At 64.5% G+C, this 25,546-nt stretch carries 22 protein-coding genes; 13 read left to right on the top strand and 9 right to left on the bottom strand.

Going from position 1 to position 25,546, the window contains the following annotated elements; translation table 11 throughout:
* The first annotated feature begins 14 nt into the window (after nucleotides 1-14).
* The 4 genes from HNQ39_RS01260 to HNQ39_RS01245 all read left to right on the top strand — a co-directional run bounded on the left by HNQ39_RS01260 (nucleotide 15) and on the right by HNQ39_RS01245 (nucleotide 2,426).
* Nucleotides 15-524, top strand: a complete 510-nt coding sequence (locus HNQ39_RS01260; RefSeq protein ID WP_184192120.1) for a thioredoxin family protein — start codon at nucleotides 15-17, stop codon at nucleotides 522-524.
* Between the two features lie 42 nt (nucleotides 525-566).
* Nucleotides 567-1,448: a nucleoside hydrolase gene (locus HNQ39_RS01255; protein WP_184192119.1), complete on the top strand. Its 882-nt coding sequence runs from the start codon at nucleotides 567-569 to the stop codon at nucleotides 1,446-1,448.
* A gap of 17 nt (nucleotides 1,449-1,465) precedes the next feature.
* The gene (locus HNQ39_RS01250; protein ID WP_184192118.1) at nucleotides 1,466-2,110 is read left to right on the top strand and encodes a hypothetical protein; all 645 of its coding nucleotides are present in this window, start codon (nucleotides 1,466-1,468) and stop codon (nucleotides 2,108-2,110) included.
* Nucleotides 2,111-2,186: 76 nt separating this feature from the next.
* Nucleotides 2,187-2,426, top strand: a complete 240-nt coding sequence (locus HNQ39_RS01245) for a hypothetical protein (RefSeq protein ID WP_184192117.1) — start codon at nucleotides 2,187-2,189, stop codon at nucleotides 2,424-2,426.
* Here the strand turns inward: HNQ39_RS01245 and HNQ39_RS01240 are convergent.
* The 6 genes from HNQ39_RS01240 to dapB all read right to left on the bottom strand — a co-directional run bounded on the left by HNQ39_RS01240 (nucleotide 2,423) and on the right by dapB (nucleotide 12,744).
* Complete coding sequence (locus HNQ39_RS01240; protein WP_184192116.1) at nucleotides 2,423-3,706, bottom strand: NAD(P)/FAD-dependent oxidoreductase; 1,284 nt, start codon at nucleotides 3,704-3,706, stop codon at nucleotides 2,423-2,425. The two genes, HNQ39_RS01245 and HNQ39_RS01240, sit on opposite strands and share 4 nt — an antisense overlap.
* Nucleotides 3,707-3,793: 87 nt before the next feature.
* Nucleotides 3,794-5,056, bottom strand: a complete 1,263-nt coding sequence (locus tag HNQ39_RS01235) for a M20/M25/M40 family metallo-hydrolase (protein ID WP_184192115.1) — start codon at nucleotides 5,054-5,056, stop codon at nucleotides 3,794-3,796.
* Nucleotide 5,057: 1 nt separating this feature from the next.
* Complete coding sequence (locus tag HNQ39_RS01230; RefSeq protein ID WP_184192113.1) at nucleotides 5,058-6,539, bottom strand: DUF1501 domain-containing protein; 1,482 nt, start codon at nucleotides 6,537-6,539, stop codon at nucleotides 5,058-5,060.
* A 5-nt stretch (nucleotides 6,540-6,544) separates the two neighbouring features.
* Nucleotides 6,545-9,355, bottom strand: a complete 2,811-nt coding sequence (locus tag HNQ39_RS01225; RefSeq protein WP_184192112.1) for a DUF1553 domain-containing protein — start codon at nucleotides 9,353-9,355, stop codon at nucleotides 6,545-6,547.
* A 69-nt stretch (nucleotides 9,356-9,424) separates the two neighbouring features.
* Nucleotides 9,425-12,007 carry an ATP-binding protein gene (locus tag HNQ39_RS01220; RefSeq protein WP_184192111.1) on the bottom strand — a complete coding sequence of 861 codons (2,583 nt, stop codon included), beginning with the start codon at nucleotides 12,005-12,007 and terminating at the stop codon, nucleotides 9,425-9,427.
* A gap of 2 nt (nucleotides 12,008-12,009) precedes the next feature.
* On the bottom strand, nucleotides 12,010-12,744 hold the full coding sequence (dapB, locus tag HNQ39_RS01215; RefSeq protein ID WP_184192110.1) for a 4-hydroxy-tetrahydrodipicolinate reductase: 735 nt from the start codon (nucleotides 12,742-12,744) through the stop codon (nucleotides 12,010-12,012).
* A 58-nt stretch (nucleotides 12,745-12,802) separates the two neighbouring features.
* On the opposite strand from dapB, the gene HNQ39_RS01210 reads away from it, so the two are divergent.
* A complete protein-coding gene (locus tag HNQ39_RS01210; protein ID WP_184192109.1) occupies nucleotides 12,803-13,744 on the top strand; it encodes an HNH endonuclease in 942 nt (313 codons plus the stop codon).
* A gap of 88 nt (nucleotides 13,745-13,832) precedes the next feature.
* On the opposite strand, the gene HNQ39_RS01205 is transcribed toward HNQ39_RS01210, so the two are convergent.
* Nucleotides 13,833-15,107 (bottom strand): M16 family metallopeptidase, encoded by a 1,275-nt coding sequence (locus HNQ39_RS01205; RefSeq protein WP_184192108.1) that lies wholly within the window; start codon nucleotides 15,105-15,107, stop codon nucleotides 13,833-13,835.
* Between the two features lie 99 nt (nucleotides 15,108-15,206).
* Between HNQ39_RS01205 and HNQ39_RS01200 the strand changes: the two genes are divergently transcribed.
* From HNQ39_RS01200 to HNQ39_RS01170, 7 genes are all read left to right on the top strand, one after another.
* Entirely contained in the window at nucleotides 15,207-16,427 is a 1,221-nt protein-coding gene (locus HNQ39_RS01200; RefSeq protein ID WP_184192107.1) for an OmpA family protein, read from the top strand.
* 11 nt (nucleotides 16,428-16,438) lie between these two features.
* Nucleotides 16,439-17,215 carry a hypothetical protein gene (locus tag HNQ39_RS01195; protein ID WP_184192106.1) on the top strand — a complete coding sequence of 259 codons (777 nt, stop codon included), beginning with the start codon at nucleotides 16,439-16,441 and terminating at the stop codon, nucleotides 17,213-17,215.
* Nucleotides 17,216-17,414: 199 nt separating this feature from the next.
* Nucleotides 17,415-17,768 carry a nuclear transport factor 2 family protein gene (locus HNQ39_RS01190; RefSeq protein ID WP_184192105.1) on the top strand — a complete coding sequence of 118 codons (354 nt, stop codon included), beginning with the start codon at nucleotides 17,415-17,417 and terminating at the stop codon, nucleotides 17,766-17,768.
* Between the two features lie 52 nt (nucleotides 17,769-17,820).
* A complete protein-coding gene (locus HNQ39_RS30470; RefSeq protein WP_184192103.1) occupies nucleotides 17,821-18,708 on the top strand; it encodes a GyrI-like domain-containing protein in 888 nt (295 codons plus the stop codon).
* Nucleotides 18,709-18,904: 196 nt separating this feature from the next.
* Nucleotides 18,905-19,471: an RNA polymerase sigma factor gene (locus HNQ39_RS01180; RefSeq protein WP_184192101.1), complete on the top strand. Its 567-nt coding sequence runs from the start codon at nucleotides 18,905-18,907 to the stop codon at nucleotides 19,469-19,471.
* Nucleotides 19,468-19,728 (top strand): hypothetical protein, encoded by a 261-nt coding sequence (locus HNQ39_RS01175; RefSeq protein ID WP_184192099.1) that lies wholly within the window; start codon nucleotides 19,468-19,470, stop codon nucleotides 19,726-19,728. The genes HNQ39_RS01180 and HNQ39_RS01175 overlap by 4 nt, the downstream gene beginning before the upstream one ends.
* Nucleotides 19,725-20,300: a DUF998 domain-containing protein gene (locus HNQ39_RS01170; protein WP_184192097.1), complete on the top strand. Its 576-nt coding sequence runs from the start codon at nucleotides 19,725-19,727 to the stop codon at nucleotides 20,298-20,300. Before HNQ39_RS01175 ends, HNQ39_RS01170 begins: the two co-directional genes overlap by 4 nt.
* Here the strand turns inward: HNQ39_RS01170 and HNQ39_RS01165 are convergent.
* Both HNQ39_RS01165 and HNQ39_RS01160 read right to left on the bottom strand, forming a co-directional pair.
* Nucleotides 20,297-21,112: a MerR family transcriptional regulator gene (locus tag HNQ39_RS01165; protein WP_184192095.1), complete on the bottom strand. Its 816-nt coding sequence runs from the start codon at nucleotides 21,110-21,112 to the stop codon at nucleotides 20,297-20,299. The genes HNQ39_RS01170 and HNQ39_RS01165 overlap by 4 nt on opposite strands.
* Before the next feature lie 222 nt (nucleotides 21,113-21,334).
* Nucleotides 21,335-22,774: a DUF1501 domain-containing protein gene (locus HNQ39_RS01160; RefSeq protein WP_184192093.1), complete on the bottom strand. Its 1,440-nt coding sequence runs from the start codon at nucleotides 22,772-22,774 to the stop codon at nucleotides 21,335-21,337.
* A 37-nt stretch (nucleotides 22,775-22,811) separates the two neighbouring features.
* Between HNQ39_RS01160 and HNQ39_RS01155 the strand changes: the two genes are divergently transcribed.
* Nucleotides 22,812-25,460: an AfsR/SARP family transcriptional regulator gene (locus tag HNQ39_RS01155; protein ID WP_184192091.1), complete on the top strand. Its 2,649-nt coding sequence runs from the start codon at nucleotides 22,812-22,814 to the stop codon at nucleotides 25,458-25,460.
* The last annotated feature ends 86 nt before the right edge of the window (nucleotides 25,461-25,546 follow it).

Below are 25,546 nucleotides of genomic sequence, written 5' to 3'. Positions count from 1 at the left end.
GGAGAGTAAATTCGATGTTTCGACAAGATAAACCCGCAGCGGCGACCCAGCCCCCCAAACCCACCAGAGAGCTTCTCGCGGCAGCGAGTAAGACCGCGCACAAAGAGAAGAAAAATATCTTCATCCACTTTGGCGCATCGTGGTGCGGCTGGTGTCACTTGTTTGAGAAAGTGATCGCGATCCCCACGGTAAAGGCACTCCTCGACGAAAACTACGTCATGGTGGAGCTGGTGGCGATGGAGAACGGGCCCAAGAAATCCTTGGAGAACGCCGGGAGCAATGAGTTCATGGCGGCGATGGGCGGGGCAAAGTCCGGTCTGCCGTTCTTTGTCTTCCAGGACGCTAGCGGTAAGAAGCTCGCCGACTCCAACGTGATGCCCGGCAACCAGAACATGGGCTGCCCCGCGGCTCCTGAGGAGATTGTCGCCTTTGGGGAGCTCCTCAAGAAGACCGCCCCGCGCCTAAGCGAGGCGCAGCGCAAGACCATCCTGGACGAGTTCACCAAAGCCGCTCCCAAGCGATGATAACTTGTCCCCCCGCTAGGCGGGGGTTAGGGGGTTGACAACATGACACCCGTCCTCTTTGACACCGATATCGGCAACGATATCGACGATGCCGTGGCGCTGGCCTACTTGCTCTGCCAGAAAGACTGTGAGCTTGTGGGCGTCACCACGGCGACCGGAGACACGGCAAAGCGCGCGGCGCTCTGCGAGGTGATCTGCCGGGCGGCGGGCCGGGGCGATATTCCGATCCACGCGGGGCTCGCTGGGCCTCTGCTCCACGGCACCGAGCAGGGCGTGGCGCAGTACGCCGCGATCGAGGGCCTGCCCCACCGAAAGGACTACCCCACGGGCTTTGGCGCGCTGGAGTTCCTGCGCAACACCATCCGCTCCCGGCCGGGCGAGATCACGCTGCTCGCGGTGGGGCCGCTGACCAATATCGGGACTCTCTTCGCCGCCGACCCGGAGCTGCCCGGTCTGCTCAAGAAAATCGTGCTGATGTGCGGGCGCTTTGTGAGCGGCGGGCCGGGTGCGCGTGAGTGGAACGCCTTTCTGGACCCAATCGCCACGGCGCTGACCTACAAGCACGGGGCGGGGAAGCTGCTCTCGGTGGGGCTGGATGTCACCCTGCAGTGTGTCCTGCCCGCCGCGCCGGTTCGGGAGCGCTTCGCCGCCGCGGGCGGTGCGCTCGCGGCAACCCTAGGGATGGCCGAGGTCTGGTTCCACCGCGCCGACCACCTGACCTTCCACGATCCGCTCGCCGCCGCGCTGCTCTTTGCCCCTGAGCTCTGTGGCTACGAGCAGGGGACGGTCACCCCGGTGATCGAGCCGGGAGCGCTGGAGGGGCTGACCCGCTGGCAGGCGCACCCCGATGGCCCCCATACCATTGCAAAGACAGTCGAGGTGGAGGCGTTTTTTGCGCACTACTTCGCGACGACCGGCGGCTAGCTGGGTAGAATAGTGCCATGCTAATCATGCCGGAACTCGCCGTCGCGCTCCGCCGTGAGCTGGAGGACGCACTCCAGAGTCACGAGAGCGAGGTACTGACCCTCTCCACCTGGGCCAAGGCACGCAGCACCCGCGCCGAGGGCTATGTCCACGCGCTCAAGCACGCCCTCGCCCAGCCCCTACCCTTGCTTCTCTGGCAAAAGGGGGTCTGGGCAACCGCGACCGCGGCACGCGATGAGATTGGGGGGGAGCTAACCCAGACCAGCGACATGGTCACCGAGGGCCAGCTCTGGCTCTTCGATGGCGTGAGCATCCCGCCCATGGTCAAGAAGCGCTTTAGCCTGCCCAGCGATGCCCGCCCCACCGCGCGCATTCTCCTGCCCCTTCCCACGCCCCCCGACGAAACCCACGCCCCGGAGGTCGCGCCGCTCCCGGATGGCTCGCTCCCCAGGGCAGGCACGGCGATGGGCTATCTCTTCCACACGGTCGAGGCGGGCGGGCGAAACGGAACCCCGTTCCTACGGCTCCTCCCCGACCTCTACCCCGGAGAGTTTATCGCCGACCCGCACATCAACTTTATCGCCGCCCTGCGCTACGCCAACCAGCACAAGAAACAGATCGTCGCCCCGGGCAAAGGCAAGGTATACTCCGTCGGTGAGTGATGCCAAGCGATACGATACGGACTATCTCTATTTTCTCTCAGCAGTTGGGGAGTGTTTTTGTGAAGCGTTCGGGGGAGTGTCAGAGTTTGCGGAAGCCGCGCCCCAGGACTGGCAAGAGGTGCTCTCTGAAGCGCTCGGTAGCCCACTGAGCCCCGAGCGACTCCACGCCGCAAGCTCCGATGAGGGAGTCACCCAGCTCTCGATTGCCTGCCAAGACTACTTCGAAGTGAGTACCGTGCCCGGCGAGCGCATCCGCCAAGCACTAGAGCGCTCCCTCTTCCGCTGGCCTCTGGGAAGCCTGACAGTCACCCCTTAGCGCTTGCGGTTGCTGATAAGCCTTGCGCCGCGTTGGTAGGTAAGATAGGCGTAGGCCCACTCTAGCAGGACGTTCAGGCGGTTGCGGTAGCCAACCAGCTTGAGGACGTGCACAAAGAGCCAGAAGAGCCAGGCGGGGTAGCCCTTGAGCTTCAGGCCCGGGAGGTTTCCAATCGCGGCACCGCGCCCCAGCACGGCCAGGTCGCCGAGGTTCTGGTACTTAAAGGGCTCCGTGGGGTGGTGGTTGACGCGGCGGATGACATTGCGCGCGGCACACGCCCCGCCCTGCACCGCGCCCTGGGCGACACCGGGGACGAGCTTGCCCTCGACCGGCTCGCCGCTGGAGTCGCGGAGGGCGGCCTGGGCCATGTCACCGACCACGAAGACCTCGGGGTGGCCGGGGATGGAGAGATCGCGCTCGACAACCACGCGGCCGGCGCGGTCCGTGGGCACCCCGAGGCTCCCCCCGACCGGTGCGGCCTTGTTGCCAGCCGCCCAGAACACCGTGCGCGCGGGAATCTCCTCCCCCGACGAGAGAGTGACGCCGTCGGGGCGGATATCGGTGACTTTGACGCCGTTGCGAACTTCTACCCCAAGGCGCTGGAGGTCTTTTTGGGCGTGCTGGGCAAGGTCCTCGGGGAAGGCGTTGAGGATGCAGGGGCTGTTCTCGATCAGAAGAATGCGCGTTTTTGACAGATCGACGCGCCGAAAGTCCGGGCGCAGGGCCTTCTTGGCGATCTCGGGCAAGACCCCCGCCAGCTCACAGCCCGTGGGGCCGCCCCCGACAATCACAAAGGTCAGCCACGCCTGCTGGAGCGCGGGATCGTCGCACTTCTCCGCTTCCTCAAAGGCCATCAGAAAGCGCTGGCGCATCTCCAGGGCATCGCCTAGAGTCTTGAGGCCCGGCGCGAGCGGCTCCCAGTCATCGCGGCCAAAGTAGCTATGGCGCGCCCCGCAGGCCAGGATGAGGTAGTCGTAGGGGATCGTCTTGCCCTCCGCTGTGGAGAGGATCTTTGCGTTCACGTCCACGCCGGTCACCTCGGCCAGCCAGACAGTCGCGTTTTTCTGCTTGCGCAGGATCGTGCGGATCGGGTAGGTGATCTCCGTGGGAGCCAGCGCGGCGGTCGCCACCTGGTAGAGCAGCGGCTGGAAGACATAGTGGTTGGTCTTGTCCAGAACCAGCACGTCCACGGGGGCATCTTTGAGGCCCTTGGCTGCGGCGCACCCGCCAAATCCCCCCCCGACAATCACCACTTTGGGTCGTGTACTCGCTTCGCTCATGGTCGTTAGTTTACCTGTTTTACTTTGTACTTTTTTTCACAAATCAGACGCACAAGCGGGCCGCAAGGTTGCATGAGATTTTCGAGCCTAGAGTGTGCCGTCGAGCTCCGCCGCGGAGTAGGCCATCACGGCCACGGCGGCGATGCACTTCTGGAGCGCCTTGGGGTTGATCTTATCGAAGGTATCGGCAGGCGTGTGGTGGATATTCCAGTAGACACTCATGTCGTTGAGGAGCCCCATGGTCGGGCAGCCGGTGGCGGTGCCAATCGGGCCGATATCCGCGCCCCCGCCGCCCTCTTTGAGCTCCAGCCCGAGGAGCTTCGTCACCTCCCGCGCCCGCTCCAACCCGCCGGGGGTCTTTGTCGTGAGGCCAAAGCCCGTGGGAGTGTCCACGCCGCCATCGGTCTCGATCGCCAGGACATGCCTCTCGGACTTGTGCGCCTCGGCGTAGGCCTTGCCGCCCTGCGAGCCGTTCTCCTCATTGGTAAACAGACAGACTCTCACCGTCCGCCGGGGCCGAATGTTGAGCGCCTTGAGTAGCCGCACCGCCTCCCAGCTCACAATGCACCCCCCGCCATCGTCGTGGGCACCTTGTCCCACGTCCCAGCTATCCAGGTGCCCGCCCACCAGCACGATCTCCTCGGGCCTCTCGCGCCCCCGCCACTCCCCGAGCACGTTGGCCGAGCGGGCGTCTTTCTCGAAGTGTGCCTGCATAGAGAGCTCCACCACCGGCTTCTCTCCCCGCGCCTGCATCCGCGCGAGCTGGGTGGCATCCTCGATCGTGATCGCCGCCGCAGGAATCTTAGCGATACCGTCGGTGTAGCTCATCACCCCCGTGTGGGGCGTTCGCAGGCTGGTCGGCCCGACAGAGCGCACCAGGACGCCTACCGCCCCGAGCTTTGCCGCCTCGCTTGCGCCCGAGGTCCGGTAGCGCACGGTCGCGCCGTAGCTGGTAAAGGGCACGTTGAAGCAGACAATCTTCCCGCGCACCTCGCCCGCCCGCGCCATGAGCCCATCGAAGCTCTCGACCACCAGCACGGGCGCTTTTACCCGCCCCCCGACACTGCCGCCCAGCCCCAGCATCACCAGCGGGCGCTTCTCCGGCGAGACCAAGACCGCGCTCTCCTTGTCCCGCACCCACTTGGGCACGAGCACCGGCTCGGCACGCACGCCCTCCAGCCCATCGCGGCGCAGCTCGCTCTCCGCCCAGCTCACCGCGCGCTCCAGCCCCTTCGAGCCCGACAAACGATTGCCGATCCGATCGCAGAGATAGCCCAGGCGCTGGTAGCCAAAGTCCGAGGAGAGCGCCGCAGCAAGGAGCCGCTGCGTATTGTCTTGTCGAGAGTGCATGTTATTTTTTCAGTGCCGCAATCACGCGGCCTTCGTCGGTGGGGCCGATCAGGCGGTTTCCGAGGCCCTGATAATCGTAGTGGAGCTTGTAGGGATCGAGGCCGACACGGTCTAGGATCGTGGCTTGAAGGTCGCGGATGGTCATTTTATTCTCCACCACCTTGTAGCCCAGCTCATCGGTCTGGCCGTAGATACCGGGCTTGGTGCCGCCACCCGCCATCCAGATCGTAAAGGAATTGGGGTTGTGGTCGCGGCCGAGGAACTTGCTCCCGCCGCGCGCCTCGTTCATGGGGGTGCGGCCAAACTCCCCGCCCCAGACCACCAAGACATCGTCGAGCATCCCGCGCTGCTTGAGGTCCTTGATCAGCGCGGCACACGCCTTGTCCGTGTCACGGCACTTGCCCGGAAGCGCGGTCATGAGGTCATCGCCCGGCCCCGTGCCATGGATGTCCCAGCCCCAGTCGTAGAGCTGGACATAGCGGACGCCTTTCTCCACAAGCCTTCGTGCTAAAAGACAGTTATTCGCAAAACTTGACTCGCCTGGCTTCGCGCCGTACATCTCGAGGGTTGCCTGGGACTCTTTCTTGATATCCATCAGCTCCGGTACGGAGAGCTGCATGCGGTAGGCCAGCTCGTACTGCGAGATGCGCGTGACGGTCTCCGGGTCACCGAGCGCCGCCGCCTCTTGCCGGTTGAGTTTTTCGAGGGCATCCAGGCTGCGCCGCCGTGTCTGCCGATCCATTCCCGGCGGGTCGGAGAGGTAGAGGATCGGGTCGCCTGCGGAGCGGCACTGGACCCCCTGGTGAATGCTGGGCAGAAACCCACTGGACCAGAGGCTCTTGCCCCCTGTGGGGTCGGTGCCACCCGAGAGCAGCACGACAAAACCGGGCAGGTCCTTGTTGGCCGAGCCGATCCCGTAGGTCATCCACGAGCCCATCGCCGCGCCACCGGGAAAGGCGTTGCCGGTGTACAAAAAGAGCTCGGCGGGCGCATGGTTGAACTGCTCGGTGCACATCGAGTGAATGACTGCCAGCTCATCGGCGATGCTGGCCGTGTGCGGCAAGACATCCGAGACCCAGGCCCCGGTCTGGCCGTACTGCTTGAACTTGTGTGGCGAGCCGAGGAGCTTGGGCTTGCCCTTGATAAAAGCGAGCCGCTCTCCTTTGAGATACGAGTCCGGGCAGTCTTGCATGTGGAGCTCGGTTAGCTTGGGCTTGTAGTCAAAGAGGTCCAGCGATGGTGGAGCGCCGGACATGTGCAGGTAGATCACGGCCTTGGCTCTCGCCCCAGGCACTCCCCCCGCTCGTTCCTCGCGACCCCCTCTCGCCGGGTACCCTCTGGGTGTTCCTGCTTCGCAGGGACGAGAGGGGGTGGCTTGGGCTTCTATACCGGCGAGCGCCAGTGCGCCCAGCCCGAGGCCTGTCTTGCCAAAAAACGTCCGCCGCGACATCGCGCGGGCTTGTAGTAGTTCTAGTTCGGTCATGACAATTATCCCTTCGTGAGCACGCCGTCTAGGTTGAGCAGGACATTGGCGACCACGGTCCACGCAGCCAGCTCGGGGTCTTCTTTCTCGGTGCCGGTGAGCTTCTTGGCCTCCATCGGATGGGCCACGTAGTGGGCCTTCTCGCTCTCAAAGAGTGCGACCAGCGGGGCGACTTGCGCCTCGTTTGCTGGGCGGCAGAGAGCGAGGCGCAGGCCTTGGCGGGCGCGCTCCGCGGGAGTCGTGCCGCCTTCGGTCTGCAGGCGCTTGGCGAGGCCGACCGCCATCTCCAAATAAGCCGGGTCGTTGAGCGTGACGAGTGCTTGGAGCGGGGTGTTGGTCGGAAGGCGGCGCACGGTGCAGAACTCGCGGCTAGGGGCATCGAAGGTCTGCATGCTGGGATACGGGACCGTGCGTCGCCAGAAGGTGTAGAGGCCGCGTCGGTAGCGATCTTCTCCCGTGCTGGTGGGGTAGCTCCGCTCGCCGTTAAACGCGGCTTTCCAGAGGCCATCGGGCTGGGGCGGGTAGACACTGGGGCCCCCGAGCTTGTGGGAGAGCAGGCCACTGACCAGAAGCGCCTGGTCACGGATTCCCTCGGCGTCTAAGCGGCGGCGCGGGTAGCGCGAGAGCAGGCGGGCCTTGGGGTCGCGGGCGAGCCGCTCCGGGGTGAGCTTGCTGCTCTGGCGGTAGGTGCGGCTCATCACGATGGTCTTGAGCAGGCGCTTGACATTCCAGTCGCGCTGGAAGTCGAGGGCGAGCGAGTCGAGGAGCTCGGGGTGGGTGGGGAGAGCACCCTGGGTCCCGAAGTCCTCCTCCGTCTCCACCAAGCCGACCCCAAAGAGCTGCGCCCAGAAGCGGTTCACTTGAACACGCGCCGTGAGCGGGTTCTCGCGGCTGACCAGCCACTTGGCCAAGCTCAAGCGATTCCAGGCTCCCCCCTCCTTGGGGGCGGGGGGGGCAAAGCGTGCCGGACCCGCGGGAGTCACCACCTCCTCGGGCTGGAGGAAGTTGGCCAGGGTTAGGGCGTGGGTGACCCGGCGCTTGGCCTCGGGGAGCTCGCGCAGCACGGGCAGGGCAATCGGCTTGAGCGCGGCTAGCTCGGCCTGTTTCTGCGCGAGCTTCTGGGCCGTGGGCGAGTCGGTGAGGAGCGCGGTCTTGGCGGTCAGGATCGCACCGGGAATCCCCTGCTCCCCGACCACCTTGCGATTCTCATCGTAGAGCGTGACACGCAGATTGGCGAGCATGCCAGGGTGGGCATCGGTGCGCGGCCAGACCACAACACTCTGGAGCGGGTAGGTTGCGCCCAGATCGACCTCCCACCAGGGGTCTTTTTCCTGCTTGGTGTGGGTGACCGTGTTGTCGGGGAACTTGCCGCTGGTGTTGCCATCGAGGGCGCGCGCCGCCTCGCCGCCGAAGTCCGTGCTGGACTGGCTCGCCTTACCCTTGCGCGCGACATTCTCACTCCCGCTGAGCGCCTGCACCTCCGCGAGCATCAGAAACGCGGTGCCAGGCAGCGTGACTCTTACAAAGCGTGCGCTCGGGGCCTTCCCCACAGGCTCGGCGGCGCGCTGCCTCTCCAGCTCCGCAAGCTCTTTTTCCAGGGCTTGTTTTTTCTCGCGCTGCGCCGCAGTGAGCACGGGCAGGGTCGGAAACTCATCGCCGCGATCATTGTCCTCGGTCTGGTTGAAGATCGCCATGGTCCGGTAGAAATCGGTCTTAGAGATCGGGTCGAACTTATGGGTGTGGCACTGGGCGCACTGAAAGGTCAGCCCCATCCACGCCTGCATCGTCACGATCGTCCGGTCCTTCACCGCCGCCATCCGAAACTCTTCGTCGTCGGTCCCGCCCTCCGTGTTGGTCATGGTATTGCGATGAAACGCCGTCGCGATCTTTTGATCGTCGGTGGCCCCCGGCAGCAAGTCCCCCGCGAGCATTTCGAGGGTGAACTGATCGAAGGGCTTGTTGTTGTTGAACGCCGCGATCAGCCAGTCCCGCCAGGGCCAGAGATTCGGGCGGAGCGGGTCGGAGCCGTAGCCCGCCGAGTCGGCGTAGCGGCCCAGATCGAGCCAGACCCGCGCCCACTTTTCGCCAAAGTGCGGGCTTGCCAGCTGGGAGTCCACGAACTTTTCATAGGCATTGGGCGCCTTGTCGTTCACAAACGCCTCGGCATCTTTGGGGCTTGGGGGCAGGCCCGTTAGGTCCAGCGCCACGCGCCGCGCCAGGGTCCAGCGGTCGGCCTCCGGCGAGAGCGTCAGCTTCTCCTTGGCGAGCCGCGCGGCAATCCATGAGTCTATATTGGCATCCCTGCCGGCATTCCTCCCCCCGGCCCCCTCCCTTCGCTTGAAACCCTCGTTCCGAGGGACGAAGAGAGGGGGAGTCAGAGGGGTGGGTTCCCCCCCTCCCTTCCCCCCAACGAAGTTGGGTCTCAGGGGAAGGGAGGGGGCCGGGGGGAGGGATGCCGGTGCGACAAACGCCCAGTGGCCTTCGTACTTGGCGCCCTGCCCGATCCAGCGCATCAGGAGCTGTTTCTGTGCCGGGGTGAGCGTGTGCCCGCTCTCCTTGGGCGGCATCGTCCCGCTCTGCACCCGCTGGACCAGTTTGCTCGCCAGGATATCGCCCGGCACGACCGCCGCATTGGGCTCGTCCAGGCGCAGGTTGGCCGAGCGCTTGTGCTCGTCGGCGCCGTGGCAGCCCAGGCAGTTGGCTGCCAGGATCGGGCGGATCTCACGGCGGTAGTCCACGGGCGCGGGAGCGGCGAAGGCGGCGGCAAGCAGCCCCAGGGTCGCAAGCAGGGAGAGCAAAAGCAAACAGCGCTTCATACTTCGGATTCTACGCAATTTTGCGCCCAAGTTCCACCACGGGGTGCCTGAAAAACTTAAAGAATCCTGCTAGAGCGCCGCCCCAATCGCCTCGTGGAGATGCTGGGTGAGCTGCTCCAGCGGCACCGAGCCCACTCCCTGCGGGATGAGCAGGCGTGTTCGGGTCCCAAAGTCGCCTAAAAAGAGCCAGGTCACGCGGAGCCCGGCGTGGCGCTCGAGGTTGGCACGGGCAAAGCTCCCGACCGCACGGCAGTCCTGGGTGAGGGTATCGCAGATCACCAGGAGGGGGCAGAGCGGCCCGACACGCCCCACGAGCTCCTCACTCGTGCGGCACCAGAGCACAGGAGAGAGGTCCTGCCGATCCCACAGCGCCCGTACACTCTGCAGCAGGCTCTCGTCCCCGATCACCACGACCGGGCGATTGCGTGCGCTCTCTTCGAGCCGGAGCTGGGCCAGGGCGCTGGCAAGGCGCTCCGGGGCGGCCAGCGCCAGCGAGTCGCGGAGCTCGTAGGTGCTGCCGACACTCCGCAGTGCCAGTAGCAGGACAATCGTGCGCTCGGTCGCCGGGTCGCTGCGCAGGTTGCGGATGAGCTGGAAGGCATCAAACGACGCCGTAAACGGGGGAATGAGAAGCGCATCGGGGTGGAGATCACGGGCACGGCGGAGCGCCTCGCTGGGCACGGCGGCGGCGCTCACAATCATCCCCTGCTGGCTGAGCGTGTGGTTCATCCGGTGCAGAATCGTGGTCTGATCGTGTACGAGGAGGAGCAGGCGGCGCGGCCCGTGGGGATGCGGCGCGATCCGTGCCTCGTCGGGCGCGGCCAGCGACTCCAGCGGGAGGGTAAAGGAGAACGTGCTCCCAATCCCCGGCGTGCTCTCCACCCAGATCGTCCCCCCCAGCCCCTCCACAATCGCCTTGGAGATCGCCAGTCCCAGCCCCGTTCCGCCCACGCTACGGGTCGTGGAGTTGTCCGCGCGAAAGAACTTGGCAAAGAGCCGCCCCCGGTCCTCGGGCGCGATCCCAATGCCGGTATCGGCCACCCGGACCGTGAGCTGAGACTCGCTGGCGCTCAGCCGGACGATCACTTTTCCCCCTGTGTGGGTGTACTTGAGCGCATTGGAGACAAGGTTCATCAGCACCTGCGAGATCCGCGCCGCGTCCCCTAGGACCGTCGGGAGCTTCTCCGGGAGACTGAGCGAGAGCTCGATTCCCCGCGTGCGTGCTTGCTCCTCCATGGTCTTTACCACGAGCTGTGCCAGCGGGCCACAGTCCACCGAGGTGCGCTCCAGGTGCAGCCCGCTCGACTCCAGCTTGGAGAGATCAAGGATCTCGGTGATCAGCTCGGTGAGGCGCTGGACACTGCCCTGGGTGAGGGTTAGAAACTCCCGCTGGTCGTCGGTGAGCTTCCCGGGGCGCTCCGAGAGAAGAAGGGCGACATTGCCATGGATCGCGGTCAAGGGAGTGCGCAGCTCGTGGGAGACCGTCGAGGCGAACTCGCTCTTGAGGCGATCGGCCTCGGTCTCGGCGGTCACATCGCGCAGCACGACGATCCGGCCGATCAGGGTTCCCTCGGTGCGCACGGGTGCGGAGAAGAGGCGCAAGATACGGGGATAGGGCCGGGCGAGGGTGAAGGTCTCGGTGGCGACCCGCTCGGTGTCGCGCAGGACCTCGCGCAGGCGCAGGCGGGCGGTCTCTTGCTCGCTCCCCTTGATCAGCGAGAGCAGGCGCGGCCCGATCCGTGCGAAGCGCTGGCCCTCGATTGCCTCCTGGTCATGGCCAAAGAGCTCGGCGAAGCGGGGGTTCACCAGCAAGAAGCGCCCCTCCCGACTTAAAAGCGCGATCCCATCGTTGGTGGCATTGAGAACCGACTCCAGGCGGCGGCCCGTGGTCGCAAGCGCCTCGCTCCGTGCCTCCAGTGCCCGCTCGCGCTCTTGAACCGCGGTCGCCATGCGGTAGAGTGCCTGCCACAGCTCCCCCAGCTCATCGTCGCGCTTCCCCGCCTCGGGGAGCTCCCCCGCGACCCGGTCCCCCCGCTCCAGCTCCTCCACCGCCGTGACCAGCGCCTCCAGCGGCTCGGTGATGGTCCGGGCGATCGAGCGCCCGATAAACAGCGCACTGACCAGCGCCCCCAGCGGAAAGATCACCAGCGCCACATTGCGCAGGGTGTCAGCGATTAAGTAGAGCGGCTCGTAGCGATCTCGCTCCCGCACCACCCGGTCGTTGAGGCGTCCCAGGGTCGTGTCGATTGGCGAAAAGGTCCGCTCCAGCCGAAACCCCTTGCGGTCCCAGGTCTCAAAGTCCGTATTGACCCTCTCAAACTCTTGGCGGAGGGCCGGGTTGGGGTGGTCATCGAACCAGGTCATGATCTCCTGGTAGCGATCCTGGTAGATACGGCGTGCCTGGCTCTGGGTCTGGCGGAACTCAGGGGCTCCGAAGCGCTGGAAGCTGCGCTCGGCCTCGGCGACATCCTGGGCGGCGTGCATCAGCACATCCACCCGGCTCGCCAGCTCTTTTTGCGCCGCAAACTCCCCCCGGTAGCGCCCCGCAAACCCCCACAAAAAGACGGGAATGAGGAGCCCCGCAACCAGGAGGACAATCAGCGGAAGGACATAGCCCAGGACAATCTGCCGGGCGATTCCCCGGGGGAACATCGCTAGAGCAAGTTTTCTAGGCCGTAGGTCAGGCCCTTCAGGCTCGCGGATTTTTGAATCGCCAGCACGACTCCGGGCATAAAACTCGTGCGGTCCAGCGAGTCGTGGCGGAGCGAGAGGCGCTGGCCCTGTGCCCCAAAGATAATCTCCTGGCTGGCCACAAACCCCGGCAGGCGCACCGAGTGGACCGGCACCCCATCGACCTCCGCGCCCGTGGCCCCGGCGTGGCTCTCAAAGGCGGTCTCGGGCCGGGGAATCGGGGTGCCGGTGCGAGCCGCCGCGATCATCTGCGCGGTCTTGACCGCTGTCCCGGAGGGCGCATCGACCTTCTTCTCGTGGTGCAGCTCGATAATCTCGACATCGGGCAGGTACTTGGCGGCCTGCGCGGCAAACTGCATCATCAGGAGCGCCCCGATAGCAAAGTTGGGCGCGATCAAGCACGCGGTCTGGTGGGTCTCACAGAGCCCCCGGATCTCGTCGAGGTCCGCCGGAGAGAGCCCGGAGGTCCCCACGATCGGGATGACCTTGCTCGCCAGTGCCGTGCGGATATTGGCCAGCGCCGACGCGGGAATGGTGAAGTCCACCATGACCTGTGCATCGGAGTACTTCAGCTCATCCGCAAGGTTATCGCCCAGTTCGATCTGTGCGACAATCTCCATCCCCTCAGCGGCCTGGACCGCCCGAACCACTTCACTTCCCATCCGGCCCAGTGCGCCGGTAACAGCAACTTTGATCATAAATGTAGTGTATCAGAACCTACCCTTTTCCCAAGGAGTGTTGGTACACTTGAGCTCCATGCACGAGGCACTGGCAACCTATGTCGAGCTGTTTAGTCGGCTCCACCGCAATAGCAACAAGGCTAAGGGTGCCGCGCCGCACAAGCCGGTTCTCTTGCTGGCGATCCTGCACGAGCTGGACTCAGGACGCATTCGGTCGAACTTGGTCGCGCTTACCCCGGAGCTGGTGGCGGCGTTCCAGACCCACTGGCAGGCGCTGGTCCCCCCCGACTCCGGCTGGCAGCCCAAGCTCACCTACCCGTTTCGCTACCTTCAGCGCGACGGTTTCTGGACCCTGGTGAAGAACGGCCAGCCCGCGATAGTTGCGACTCGCTACGAGCCGACACTCAGCCAGCTCGCGGCCCTCTGCGATGGCGGGCGCTTTGCCGAGGAGCTCTGGGCACTCCTCCAAGATGCCCCGACACGGGAGATCCTGCGCCAGCAGCTGTTGGGCACGTACTTTGCCGGGACACTTCCCACGGTCTCGGAAGAGGCGAACGTAAGCTATCTCACGGCGCAGGCGGAGGCGCTCAAGCAGCAAGCGACAGCCCGGTTCAAGCTCCACCCGACTGTCCGGGAGCAGGCCAGCGATGGGTACTTCGTGCGCAGTCGGCTCTTTCCCAAAGTGGTGAAGGAGCTCTATGGCTTTTCTTGCTGTGTCTGCCAGGCAGCGGCGCGGCTGGGGAGTAGCAGCCTGATTGACGGTGCCCATATCCTGCCTTTTGCGGAGTTCCACAACGACGATCCCCGCAATGGGCTGGCGCTCTGTAAGAACCACCACTGGGGCTTTGACACGGGGGCGTGGAGCCTGACCGACAGCTACGAGATTCTCACCTCGCCGCGGCTGCTCAACGACCTGGTCTATATCGAGCCCGGCAAGCCCATCGCACTCCCCAAAGACCCCACCTGCCTCCCCGACCCCAAGGCCCTCGCCTGGCACCGAGAAAACATCCTAAGATAATCTCCCCTCCCTTCGTCCCACGGAACGTGGGTTTCAAGCGAAGGGAGGGGCCGGGGGAGGGATGTCGGAGGAATGCCGGAGGGATGCCTTACTCCGCCTCGGCCAGCGCTTCTTTGTCGGCCTCTTCAAACGGCCCGACCGCGGCGATCGTGAGCTTGCTGGCATCGGCGGGGAGGATGGCCTCCGCGATCGCATGGACATCGGCGACCGTGACTGCATCGATCTTGGCGAGCGCCTCGGCGAGCGGGGGAACCTTGTCGAAGTAGAGCTCCGCCTTGCCCAGGCGGGTCATGCGGCTGCTCATCGACTCCTGCGCCATGATCAGTGCGCCTCTAAACTGGTTCTTCGAGCGCTGGAGCTCCGCCTCGCTCACGCCGTCTTTGCGGACTTTCTCAAACTCAATGCGGATCAGGTCCAGGCACTCCTCGAAGTTCTCCGGCGACGTGCCCCCGTAGCCGGCGAAGTAGCCGCCCTCCCGGTGGTTCATGCAGTACGAGCCCACCGAGTAGGCCAGCCCACGCTTCTCCCGAATCTCCTGAAAGAGCCGCGCGCCCATCGAGCCGCCCAGGATGCTATCCAGGATCGCGAGCGGGTATTTTTCATCGTCGTGCTGGCCGTAGCCCCCCACCCCGACACAGAAGTTCACCTGCTCGGTCGGGCGGCTGTAGAGCAGGTGTCCGGGCGTGGCGACCGGGCGCGTGAGCGGCGCGTTGGGCTCGCCGGCGGGCAGGCTTCCCAGCATCTGCTCCGCTAAGGCGACCACGGCCTCGTGCTCCAGGTTCCCCGCGGCCGCGACCACCAAGCTCTTGGGGCCGTAGCGCCGCGCGACATAGCCGCGCAGGTCCTCCGGGGTGAAGGCGGAGACCGTCTCGACACTCCCAATCACAGGCAGCCCCAGCGCATGGTCCGGGTAGATCGTCTCCGCAAAGAGATCGTGCACCATGTCCTCCGGGTCGTCGTCGCGCCGCTTGATCTCCTCCAGCACCACTTTCCGCTCCTTGGCGGTCTCCTCGGGGTCGAAGAGCGAGCCGGTGAGCATGTCGGTGAGGATATCCAGCCCGACCGGGAGGTGCTCGGAGAGGACACGGGCGTAGTAGCAGGTGAACTCTTTGTCGGTGAAGGCATTGAGGTAGCCCCCCAGCGCATCCATCTCGTCGGCGATCTGCTTGGCGGTGGGGCGGCGCTCGGTGCCCTTGAAGAACATGTGCTCGAGAAAGTGGGAGATTCCCCGCAGGCGCGGCTCCTCATCGCGCGAGCCCGCACTGGCCCAGAGCCCCACCGCAACCGACTGGACCGTGGGAATACTCTCCGTCACCACCCGCACACCGTTGGACAGAACTGTCCGAGAGACATTTTCAACCATGGCGCTTAGTGTACCGTTTTTTTTCACTGTCAAGCTTGCCGGTTTATCGCCCCTAGCGTTGCTAGTTTCCCGGATGAAAGGTACAAGTTTACAACAACCATGAACAAAACGACCGGAAAATGGCTGAGCGGACTGGGGCTTGTCGCACTCCTGATCTCTTGCCCCGTCTGCCATCGCGGGCCGATTGAGCAGCACCTAACAGCGCAGTCGCGGACCGCGCTCACCAAGGCGGGCTTACCGGAGTGGGCGAGGAATGTCAGCTACAGCGGCTTCGATGCGACACTCTTTGGCCCAAGTGCAGAGGCAACCCGCGCCGGCAGTGTCGTGCGCCAGGTTCTCACGACAGAGGTCCCGTGGCTGGCAGACATCAAGATTTTAGGCAAGAAGTCAGGCTCGTCTACGCCCGCGACACCCGAGGCGCCCACAGCAACCGCAGAGCCCTCGGCGGCACCCAGCGAGAGCCCCACTGCGGCACCGACACCGAGTCCCGCTCCGGCGGCAAGCCCCACCCCCCAAGCGAGCCCCTTGGCTCTCGCTGCAGGCGAGGCGACCGGGCTGGTGCAGATTCTCTCCTACGAGGGGACGGTCTATGTCCGGGGGGTCTACCCCGACGATGCCAGCCGTCAGAGTGCGCTGCAGGCGGCGCGCGCGGCCTTTGGGAGCCGGGTGAAAGACGAGACGACGCTCAGCGGGAAGGGCGGCAGCCTAGGCTGGCCCGAGCAGGCCCTCAAGAGCCTCAGCGCCCTCAAGCCCGTGCGTGGCCTCGAGCTCTCCGCCGGGGGCGATCTGGTCACCTTAACCGGTCAAGTGGGCTCCGACGAGGAGAAGACAAAGCTGGGGGGGCTGGTCAAGGCCAGCCTTCCCGCCACGGTGACCGTGGAGAACCGCCTTACCCTGGCGGGAGAGTGTGTCTCTGTGCCGACCCCCGCCCCCACAGCGGCCCTGCCCGAGACCGAGCGCAAGAGCGCCCAGGAGAAGCTCAACACCGTGGTCGGTGGGGGTGAGGTGCTCTTTGCCACAGCCAGCTCCCGCCTCCGCGCCGAGGCCTATCCCTACCTCGATAGGATCGCGGAGGCGCTCAAGAGCCAGACCAGCGCGACTGTCGTGGTAGGGGGGCACACCGACAACCAGGGCGACGAGGGCAGCAACCGCCAGCTCAGCCAGAAGCGCGCCGACTCCGTACGCTCGTATCTGATCGCCCGCGGGGTTCCCACCCGTCATCTCTTTGCTCAGGGCTTTGGCTCCTCCCAGCCCATCGCCTCCAACGCCGCCGAAGAGGGTCGCCGCCGCAACCGCCGGATCGGCTTTGTGGTGCGCTAAAGGAATCACTTATGCTGAATCTTCTTACCTTTATCTGGTTCTGTTTGCTGATCGCGTTTCTGCTGGGTCTGCTACTGGGCTACGCCCTCTGGCACAACCACCAAAAAACGGCGCAAGCAAACGAGGCCGAGGACACGGATCACGATAAGCAGCTCACGGTGCTGCAAGCCGAGCGTGACAAGCTCCAGGAAGAGCGCGACAAGGCACGGGAGGAGACTCTCTCCCTCAACGCCCGTATCGATGAGCTCACGCGCAGTGTCGAGGACATCACCCGGCAGAAAGCGCTCCTGGAGACCGGCCCCCGCACCCTGGGCGACCTTGCGGGGATAACCGCGGAGCGCGACCAGCTCCGCGCCGCCCTCAACCAGGCCAATGCCAATATCCAGACCGCCAACGCCAAGCTCCAGGAGCAGAGCGAGCGGCTTCTGCTCCAGAGTGCCGAGCTGGAGCGCCTCCACACCGCGCTCCCGAGCCCCCCCACGCCTCCCACCCCACCTGCTGTCCCGGAGGTCGTCGCGGCGGCGCTGGCCGCTACCGGGCTGGTGATCCCTCCGGTCGAGCAGGGCCGTGTCGATGACCTAAAAGAGATCATTGGGGTCGGGCCCTTTATCGAGTCCAAGCTCCGTGGGCTCGGGCTGCAGACCTTCAAGCAGATCGCCCTCTTGACACCGGCCATGCTGGAGAAAGTCGCGGAGAATATCGAGTACTTCCAGGGACGCATTGGCCGTGAGAACTGGATCGAGCAGTGCAAGGCGCTCCACTTCGACAAGTACGGCGAGAGGCTCTAGATCGCCCCGGTTAGATCGCCCCCATGGACGGGGCGTCTTGCTGTCGTCGCAGGCTCCGACACAAAGGCCTCCGGCCATTACCGAATAAACGCGGGATGGGCGGGGGCCTTTGTGTTGGGAAGGGGCGATTTAAAAATTTAACAAACAGTTGTTTGATTATTCTAGAGAATGCCGCTATACTCTTGCCTGGAGGTTTGCTATGGAAACAGCAGAGATTGCAAATGGGCTCGTTGCCCTGTGCCGCGAAGGCAAGTTCGGTGAGGCGATGAAGGCGTACTACGCCGAGGGAATTGTCAGTGTGGAGGCCAATGAGTTCACGGTCACGGGCCTGGAGGCCTGCGAGGCCAAGGGAGTCGAGTGGCAGTCCGAGCACGAGGTGCATGGAATCGAGGTCGAGGGGCCGTTTGTGGGCACTGGGATGTTCGTCGTGCGCTTCAAGCTCGATGTGACCGTCAAGGCCAGCGGCAAGCGGCTGATCGCCGATGAGGTCGGAATCTACACCGTCGAAGCGGGTAAGATCGTCCGCGAGGTCTTTCTCTTTGCCGGGATGTAAAGTGCGCAAGAACGATCAGGCAAACACTTGGGGCAAACGGTAGAGTGTCTTTGTGAGGACAGCTACCGAGCACTTCTACCGAGAAGCGATCCAGCGGGCGATCAACGCGGCTTTTCAAGCCCCGAACACATCGCCCGCTACCCTCGCCGAGGCCGCGGGGTTCTCGGCGTTTCACTTTAGTCGGATGTTTGCCGGAATGGTGGGCGAGAGCCCCGGGGAGTTCCTGCGCCGCCTGCGCCTAGAGCGGGCCGCGCAGGCGCTCCAGACAGGGCAGCGGGTGACAGAGACAGCCTTTGAGGCCGGCTACGAGAGCCTAGAGGCCTTTAGCCGTGCCTTTCGCGCCGCCTTTGGCTGTGCACCGTCGGAGTTTACGGCCTCGTGCCTTGGCACGTGCCTCCCGACACCCACGAGCCTGCACTGGAGCGCTCCGGGAGTCGTGCCGGTGTTTGTCCCTCGCACGAAAGGAACTTTCATGGACGTTACGATTCAAGAGACTGCCCCCGCCTGGCGCGTGGTGGCGCTCCGCCATACCGGCCCCTACAACCAGATCGGCCCTGTCTTTGGCCAGCTCATGGGCTGGATGCAGGCCCACGGAGTCACCCCCGCCGGTCCGGCGCTGGCGATCTCCCACGACGACCCCGAGACCACGCCCGCCGCCGAGCTGCGCTCCGATGCCTGCGTGATTGTGGCCGATGACTTCACCACCGATGATCCCACGGTCCAGGTGCTCGATCTACCCGGGGGGCGCTACGCGGTCACGACACACCTTGGGGCCTACTCCGGGCTGGGCGCGACCTGGAGCCAGCTCATGGGCGAGTGGTTCCCCACCAGCGGCCACACGATCGCGTTCACCCGGCCCTGTTTTGAGCTCTACGTCAACGACTGCAACACCGTCCCGGTCGAAGAGGTCCGCACCGAGCTCTACGTCCCCATTCTCTAGCGCACCGCCCACTGAAAGTAGGCGTCTGGAGGCACTTCGTGCCAAGAAGTCGCCTCCGCGACTACCGAGTCTGAACTTAGTTCGGCTTCTGAGTCGCGGAGCGACATTGTGGCCGGAGGCCTCTTGACGCCTCGTTCACGGGGCGGAAAACTCCCGATTGAACGGTTCTCGCACTTTCCGGGTTTATTAGGGTGAGATGCGACGACCAACCGGGGACGATGACAGCCTGCTCCAGCGAGCGGTGCGCGGCGAGACAGCTTGTTTTACCGAGCTGATGCGCCGCCACCGCCCCTGGGTCTACCGGCTCCTCACCGCCCTGACCGCGGACCCCGACGCCGCCGAGGACCTGGCGCAGGAGGTCTTCACCCGCCTCCACCGCCATGCCCACCGCTACAGAGGCCGTGGGCAGTTTGTGGCCTACCTCAAGCAGCTCGCCCTGAATGTCGGACGGAGCTACCTGCGCCGGATTCCTGGTGTCACGCTCGTGGCCTGGGACGAGCAGACCGCGCCTCTTGAGGGCGATCTCCTCGATGCCATCCTGACCCAACAGGTCCAGGCAGAGGTGCGCGCCAGTGTCGAGGCCCTTCCCCCCGACCAGCGCGAGGCCATGCTCCTGCACTACTTCGCCGGCTGGACCATCCCCGAGATCGCCGCACGGGCTCAGTGCCCCGAGGGGACCGTCAAGTCCCGCCTCTTCCACGCCGTCCGCAAGATTCGTGCGGCACTCACTCCAACAACTCTGAAAGAAGAACAAGAACAATGAACGACGCCACGATTATCCGCATGGCCACAGAGACCATTCAGCACCTGCGCCACGCAATCCCCGTCAGCTCCTGCCCCTACATGGTGCCCTCCTACAACGCTCTCGTGAGCGCCGCCCAGGCAAACCACCCCGACGACACCTTCCTCAAGGTTCTCACTCCCCTCCCTACCACCGGCGACGACCGCGACTGTATCTCCATCGCCGAGATCACGGCCCTCTTCGCCCAGCTTTCTGTCGCGCTAGAGTCCCTTGCGTGAGCCCACGTCTCCTCCTCAGGGCAGGCGGGGTTCCCCTGCCCTGGTTTCTGGGCTGGACAACCCTCGCCGGAGCACTCGCACCGGGCTATAGTCCGCTGGCGCAGCATGCCAGCGAGCTCACCCAGAAGCCGGGCATACCTCACATGCTCGTCAATCTCGCCGCGCTGGGCACAGGGCTAGGGTTCTGTCTCTTTGCTGTCGGACTGTGGCGGGCGACAGGGCGACGTGTCTCCGTGGGAGCACTGAGCTGGTTTCTCTTCGGGATCGCCATGGCCTCCAACGGCATCTGGCCGATGGGAAGCCCGCTTCATGGGCTCTATGCCCTGGGGATCATCAATCTCATTGCTCCTGCCCTCGCCCTCATCGAGACCCCTACACTCCATGATAACCCACGCGCCTACGCCCTCACGGTCTTTGTCAGTCTCGCAGGGATTCTCTACCTCTGGCTCAATATCACCGGCAACGACCCCGACGGCTACCGTGGCTTGACGCAAAGAGTTTTCTCGTCGATCAACGCGCTCTGGCCTGCGGTGGTTGCCTACACGCTCGTTGGGGGCAAAGCTCGTGCTTAGCTCTTAGAGCTCACGGGGTACTGCACCTCTAGCACGGGGGTCTCGGCATCGGGGGGGCTGTGGTAGAGCTCGCGGTAGGAGCCCGCTGCCTCGTAGCCATTGGCCTCCATCCACTGGAGAAGCGCCTTATGCATCAGGGACAGGTTCTCGTAGCCGCCCTGGTGCACCACCGCAGCCACTTGGAGCGCGGGCACCTCGTAGACCTGCACACTCTCGGTCGCTTGGAAAGCACGATCAATCGGGACAATCACCTCCGCGACCTCGTTCTCCAGAACCTCCGCGCTCTGGTGCCAGATCGCACCGCACGGACCGACCGGTTTTACGCCGTGGGCATGGAGCTGACCAAAAACATCGCCAAAGGCGCGGTCTAGAAACGCCGACGCTTGGTCATTGGTGGGGATGGTCACGCGGCACGCCGCCACGAGCATGGGGGGAAGTGCCTTGATAGCAACATCAAACTCAGACATTCGACTCTCCTGTTCAATCTGATGGAGCCGAGCCTCGATTCGGCACAAGCGCGCCTGCTCAGCTGCCACGAGCTGTTCGGTCTCCGCCTGCTTGAGAGAGAGCATGCCCCGGAGCGCGTCCAGTGTCGGGTCGGTGTTCAGGACATGCTCGATCTGCGGAAGGGTAAAGCCCAGGTCTTTGAGGGCCATGATGCGATTGAGCCGTGGAAGCTGGGAGAGCGCGTAGTAGCGGTACCCCGACACGCTATCCACCGAGACAGGCTTCAGGAGCCCCACCTCCGCATAGAACCGCAGGGTGGGAACCGTCACCTGTCCCAGCCGCGCAAAGTCCCCAATCTTGATCATCGTGCCTCACCTCTCGTACCGAACAGGCTCAGAATACAGCCTCAAGTACAGGTGAGAGTCAAGGGGATTGGTAAACTTTTTTTCGCGTGGACGGTAAACGTCCCGCTATGGGGCGCTTCGCGCCGCCTCGCTTCGCTCGGAACAAACTTGTACCGACGAGGCACGAGGAGGCGGCCGAAGGCCCCAAAGCCCGACGATCTCCGTCGAGGCTAGCCACACGCTTTACACCAGCTTGAGCGAGCTAGGGTCTTTGAGGACCTTTGCTGCCACAACTCCCTCTACATCGGTGAGGCGATAGTCGCGGCCGGCGTAGCGGTAGGTGAGCTTGGTGTGGTCGATGCCAAGGAGATGGAGCATGGTGGCGTGGAGGTCGTGGATGTGGCACTTGTCGCCCTCCGCGAACCAGCCGTAGTCGTCGGTGGAGCCGTAGGTCGTGCCGGGGTTGACCCCGCCGCCCGCCATCCACATCGTGAAGCCGTGCGGGTTGTGGTCGCGCCCATCGCCGCCTTGGGCTGTGGGCGTGCGGCCAAACTCCCCACCCCAGAGCACGAGCGTGTCTTCCAAGAGCCCGCGCTGCTTGAGGTCCTTGAGGAGCCCCGCAATCGGCTTGTCTACTTCCGCGGCGTTCCTGGTGTGGCCGTTCTTGAGATCGCCGTGCTGGTCCCACTTGTAGGAGTGGGTCACTTGCACAAAGCGCACCCCGGCCTCGCAGAAGCGCCGCGCCAAGAGGCACTGCCGCCCGAAGTTGTCGGTGGGGTCCTTGTCGATACCGTACATGTCCAGGGTCGCCTGGGTCTCGCCGGAGATATCCATGAGCTTGGGGGCCTCGACCTGCATGCGGAAGGCGAGCTCGAAGCTCTGGATACGGCCCTCCAAGACCGGGTCCACGCCCCAGTGGCTGAGCTGCTCGGAGTCTAGAGCGTGGAGATTATCGAGCTGGAGGCGCTGGAGCGCCGCCGACGCATCGGCGTTGCCTAGGTGCGCGAGCTTGGCCTCTTTGGCCTTCACCGACGCATTGCCGATCGGGGTGCCCTGGGTCCAGGCGGGCAGGAACGCGGAGCTCCAGTTCTGGACACCGCCATGGCCCAGCGTGGGGCAGATGGTCACGTAGCCCGGCAGGTTCTGGTTCTCTGTCCCAAGACCATAGACCGCCCAGCTCCCCATCGACGGTCGAATCCCGACATCGGTGCCGGTGTGGACCTTGAGCAGCGCGCCGCCATGGGCCGGGTTGCTACCGTGGAGCGAGCGGATGACGCACATCTCATCGACACACTGGGCGACATTGGGGAAGAGATCGCTGACCTCGGTGCCGCACTTGCCGTAGTGGTTGAACTTCCACGGAGAGCCGAGCAGGTTGCCGGTCTGGGCAAAGACCACGCGCGGGCGCTGGCCGCTGTAGGGCTTGCCACTGTCGCGCGTGAGGAGCGGCTTGGGGTCGAAGGTGTCCACCTGCGACGGTCCCCCGTGCATGAACAGAAAGATCACGCGCTTGGCTTTTGCGGGAAAGTGCGGCTTCTTGGGCGCAAGCGGGTTCTCCGCCGCTTTGGCTTCGTCGGCGAGGAGCCCAGCAAGGGCGAGCATCCCAAAGCCCGACGCGCTGGTCTGGAGGAGCTCACGGCGCGAGAGGGCGCGCTGAAACCGATGGCAAGCGTGGTTCTTCATGACATCATTTTATCAGTTCTTCAGTTAAAATAACCCCGTGGAGAACTGGCATTTCGAGCTTTTTGGGGGAGTTCGTGCCCGGCGAGGGAGCCTGGTTCTAGACGAGCTCGCGGGCCGGAAGACAGGGGCACTGCTAGCACTGCTCGCCCTTGCACCAGGTCGCCTGCGCCCCCGCGAGGAAGTGATCGACCTCATCTGGCCCGAGATTGACTTCGACGATGCGCGTAACCGTTTTAAGCAGACCCTCGCCGTTCTTCGAAAACAGCTCGAACCCGCGGGCACCGCTCCGGGGAGTGTCCTGATCGCGGACCGCCTCCAGGTAGGGCTCGCAAGCTCCGTCCAGGTCGATGTGGTCGCGTTTCAGGAGGCGCTCCGGCGCGCCGCGAGTGCCAAGGACAGCCTCGCTCAGGCAGGGCATCTGGATAGCGCACTGGCGCTCTACCAGGGAGAGCTCGCCCCCGGCTTCTACCTGGATGCGCTGCTCAGTGAGCGAGAGCGGCTCGCCGCACTGGCAGAGAGCGCCCGTGAGCGACGACAAGCGCTTGAGCCTGCTCTGCTCCTGTCAGTCTTTACGGAGAGTAGGAAAGAGGAGGGGCAGGCACAGACGGAGTGGGCTCCGGTTCTCCAACGTCCTCTCAATGCCTTCTTTGGCCGCCAATGGGAAAAAGATGAGATTGTTCGTCTCTTACGCGAGCACCGGCTGGTTACCATACTGGGACCGGGTGGCACGGGCAAGACGCGGCTGGTGCAGGAGCTAGAGGGCATTCGCTTCCTCTCCCTGAGCTCCCTTCGCGAGGGCTCGCGGCTCCACGAAGCGCTGGTCGCTGCTCTAGAGCTACCGCCCTCCGATGAGGCCACACTCGTCCGTCTCCGGGCGGCCTTGGAGGGCCAGACACTGGCACTGGACAACTTCGAGCAGCTCGTGGCCACTGGCGGCCCCGAGGCAGTCGATGCGCTTCAGCGAGCGATCCCGACCCTGCGGCTGATTGTCACCTCCCGCATCAAGCTCAACCTCGCGGCGGAGCAGGTCTTCCCGCTCTCCCCTCTGGTCGCCGAAGACGCTGTCGCGCTCTTCTGTGACCGGGCACAGCGGGCTCGCCCGGACTTCACCCTCACCGATAAAAATAAAAGTATCGTCACCGACCTCTGTCGTCGCCTAGATGGCCTGCCCCTCGCTCTGGAGCTGGCGGCGGCGCGCATGGCTATTCTCACCCCCGCACAGATTCTGGAGCGCCTCTCCCGCCGCTTTGACCTGCTGGCGGACAAGCGAAGGGATCGAGAGGCACGCCACACCAGCCTCCGTGCCGCCCTCGACTGGGGCTGGAGCCTCCTGGCTCCCGATGTCCAGTACTTCTTCACGCAGCTGTGCATCTTCCGAGGCAGCTTTTCCGTCGAGGCCGCTGAGACGATCACCGGGGAGCTGCTTGCCATTGACTATCTCCAGGCCCTGGTAGATAGCTCGTTTTTAAGAGCTGACGGGGAGCGCTTTAGGCTCCTGGAGACCCTGCGCGAGTACGGCCTAGAGAGGCTCTCCCCCCTCGAGTCCGCGCGACTCACTCAGGCCCACGCCGAGTTTTTTCTGGCCTGCTTGAAAGACTGGCAGCCCCTCCTCACTGGTGGCCAGATCACTCAGGGCATCCAGTCTTTCAAGCAGGCCCAGGATAATGTCAGCGCCGCCCTTGAGCGAACTCTCTCCCTATCGCCTGCCCTAGCAACCGCCCTGTGCCTGGCGGCCAACCCCTTCTGGAAGGTCACCTACTCACGACAGCTTGCCTTGGCCTACCTCACCCAGACGCTTGCTCAGGCCACTGCCGCCGGTGTCGCTGAAGGGGAGCTAGCAGCCTTGCATGGGTGTCTGGGACCAGCCTACCTAGACCTAGGCGACTATAGCACCGCACGCTTTCACCAGCAGCAGTCCTACGAGTACAACCGGCGCTTGCTGGAGGAGCGCACGACAGCAGGCGCGAGTGAGGCTGCGCTTCTTCCCCTCCGAGAGACCATCGCCGAGGAGCTCAATAACCTAGGCAACCTACTCTACTTCGAGACGCGCTTCGACGAGGCTGTTGCCCACTACGAAGAGGCACGACTCTGCAACCAAGCCCTCGGCAACGATGTGCGGCTGGCGCGCAACTACAGCGGCCTCTTTTGTGTCTTCGCCTCCCGTGGCCACCTCACCACCAACGCGCAGGAGCGGCGCACTTACTTTGAACAAGCCCAGCACTTCGCAGAGGAGGGGACTGCCGTGTGCCGTCGTGCCCAGCAGGACTTTACCTTGTGCTTTATGCTACGCGGCCAGGCGTTTCTCTTGCCTCTCTTGGGCGAGCCCGAACGAGCCCTCCCCCTGCTTCACGAGGGATTTGCGCTCTCATGCGCCCTCGAAAACTGGCCTATTGTCGCCGACTGCCTGACATGCTACTGCCACCAGGCCATCCGTGGGGAGCACTGGGAGGAGGCTGCTCAGCTTCAAGGCGCGGAGACGGCGCTTCGTGAGCAGTGGAACACCCACGCAGGCTGGGAGGCTCCTCCCGACGACGAAGGGGTCCACACACGCCCCTTCGCCAACCTCCCGGAGCGCCTGGGCCAGGAGCGCTACGAGGCGCTCTATCAGGCAGGCTTCCATGCCTCGCTAGACTCCCTGAAGGCTTTAGTAGCCACCCTTCCCCACGCGAGCCCCTTCGAAAAATAGCTGCCTGCTTTTTTGATCGCCCCGCAAAAATTACGGAGACCTTACGATGGCCTCGTATTCTAGCGTCATACCGAGCACCCCACGGG

This window comes from Armatimonas rosea (assembly GCF_014202505.1).
GTDB classification, from domain to species: domain Bacteria; phylum Armatimonadota; class Armatimonadia; order Armatimonadales; family Armatimonadaceae; genus Armatimonas; species Armatimonas rosea.
Note: the sequence above shows the minus strand (reverse complement) of the source record. Positions and strands in the feature narration are given on the sequence as shown.

Coding starts and splice junctions, on each gene's coding strand:
- HNQ39_RS01175 (WP_184192099.1), top strand. CDS start 19,468: ATGAACGACGCCACGATTATCCGCATGGCCACAGAGACCATTCAGCAC.
- HNQ39_RS01205 (WP_184192108.1), bottom strand. CDS start 15,107: ATGGTTGAAAATGTCTCTCGGACAGTTCTGTCCAACGGTGTGCGGGTG.
- HNQ39_RS01195 (WP_184192106.1), top strand. CDS start 16,439: ATGCTGAATCTTCTTACCTTTATCTGGTTCTGTTTGCTGATCGCGTTT.
- HNQ39_RS01160 (WP_184192093.1), bottom strand. CDS start 22,774: ATGAAGAACCACGCTTGCCATCGGTTTCAGCGCGCCCTCTCGCGCCGT.
- HNQ39_RS01220 (WP_184192111.1), bottom strand. CDS start 12,007: ATGTTCCCCCGGGGAATCGCCCGGCAGATTGTCCTGGGCTATGTCCTT.
- HNQ39_RS01250 (WP_184192118.1), top strand. CDS start 1,466: ATGCTAATCATGCCGGAACTCGCCGTCGCGCTCCGCCGTGAGCTGGAG.
- HNQ39_RS01230 (WP_184192113.1), bottom strand. CDS start 6,539: ATGACCGAACTAGAACTACTACAAGCCCGCGCGATGTCGCGGCGGACG.
- HNQ39_RS01210 (WP_184192109.1), top strand. CDS start 12,803: ATGCACGAGGCACTGGCAACCTATGTCGAGCTGTTTAGTCGGCTCCAC.
- HNQ39_RS01260 (WP_184192120.1), top strand. CDS start 15: ATGTTTCGACAAGATAAACCCGCAGCGGCGACCCAGCCCCCCAAACCC.
- HNQ39_RS01240 (WP_184192116.1), bottom strand. CDS start 3,706: ATGAGCGAAGCGAGTACACGACCCAAAGTGGTGATTGTCGGGGGGGGA.
- HNQ39_RS01165 (WP_184192095.1), bottom strand. CDS start 21,112: ATGATCAAGATTGGGGACTTTGCGCGGCTGGGACAGGTGACGGTTCCC.
- HNQ39_RS01255 (WP_184192119.1), top strand. CDS start 567: ATGACACCCGTCCTCTTTGACACCGATATCGGCAACGATATCGACGAT.
- dapB (WP_184192110.1), bottom strand. CDS start 12,744: ATGATCAAAGTTGCTGTTACCGGCGCACTGGGCCGGATGGGAAGTGAA.
- HNQ39_RS01200 (WP_184192107.1), top strand. CDS start 15,207: ATGAACAAAACGACCGGAAAATGGCTGAGCGGACTGGGGCTTGTCGCA.
- HNQ39_RS01180 (WP_184192101.1), top strand. CDS start 18,905: ATGCGACGACCAACCGGGGACGATGACAGCCTGCTCCAGCGAGCGGTG.
- HNQ39_RS01225 (WP_184192112.1), bottom strand. CDS start 9,355: ATGAAGCGCTGTTTGCTTTTGCTCTCCCTGCTTGCGACCCTGGGGCTG.
- HNQ39_RS01235 (WP_184192115.1), bottom strand. CDS start 5,056: ATGCACTCTCGACAAGACAATACGCAGCGGCTCCTTGCTGCGGCGCTC.
- HNQ39_RS01190 (WP_184192105.1), top strand. CDS start 17,415: ATGGAAACAGCAGAGATTGCAAATGGGCTCGTTGCCCTGTGCCGCGAA.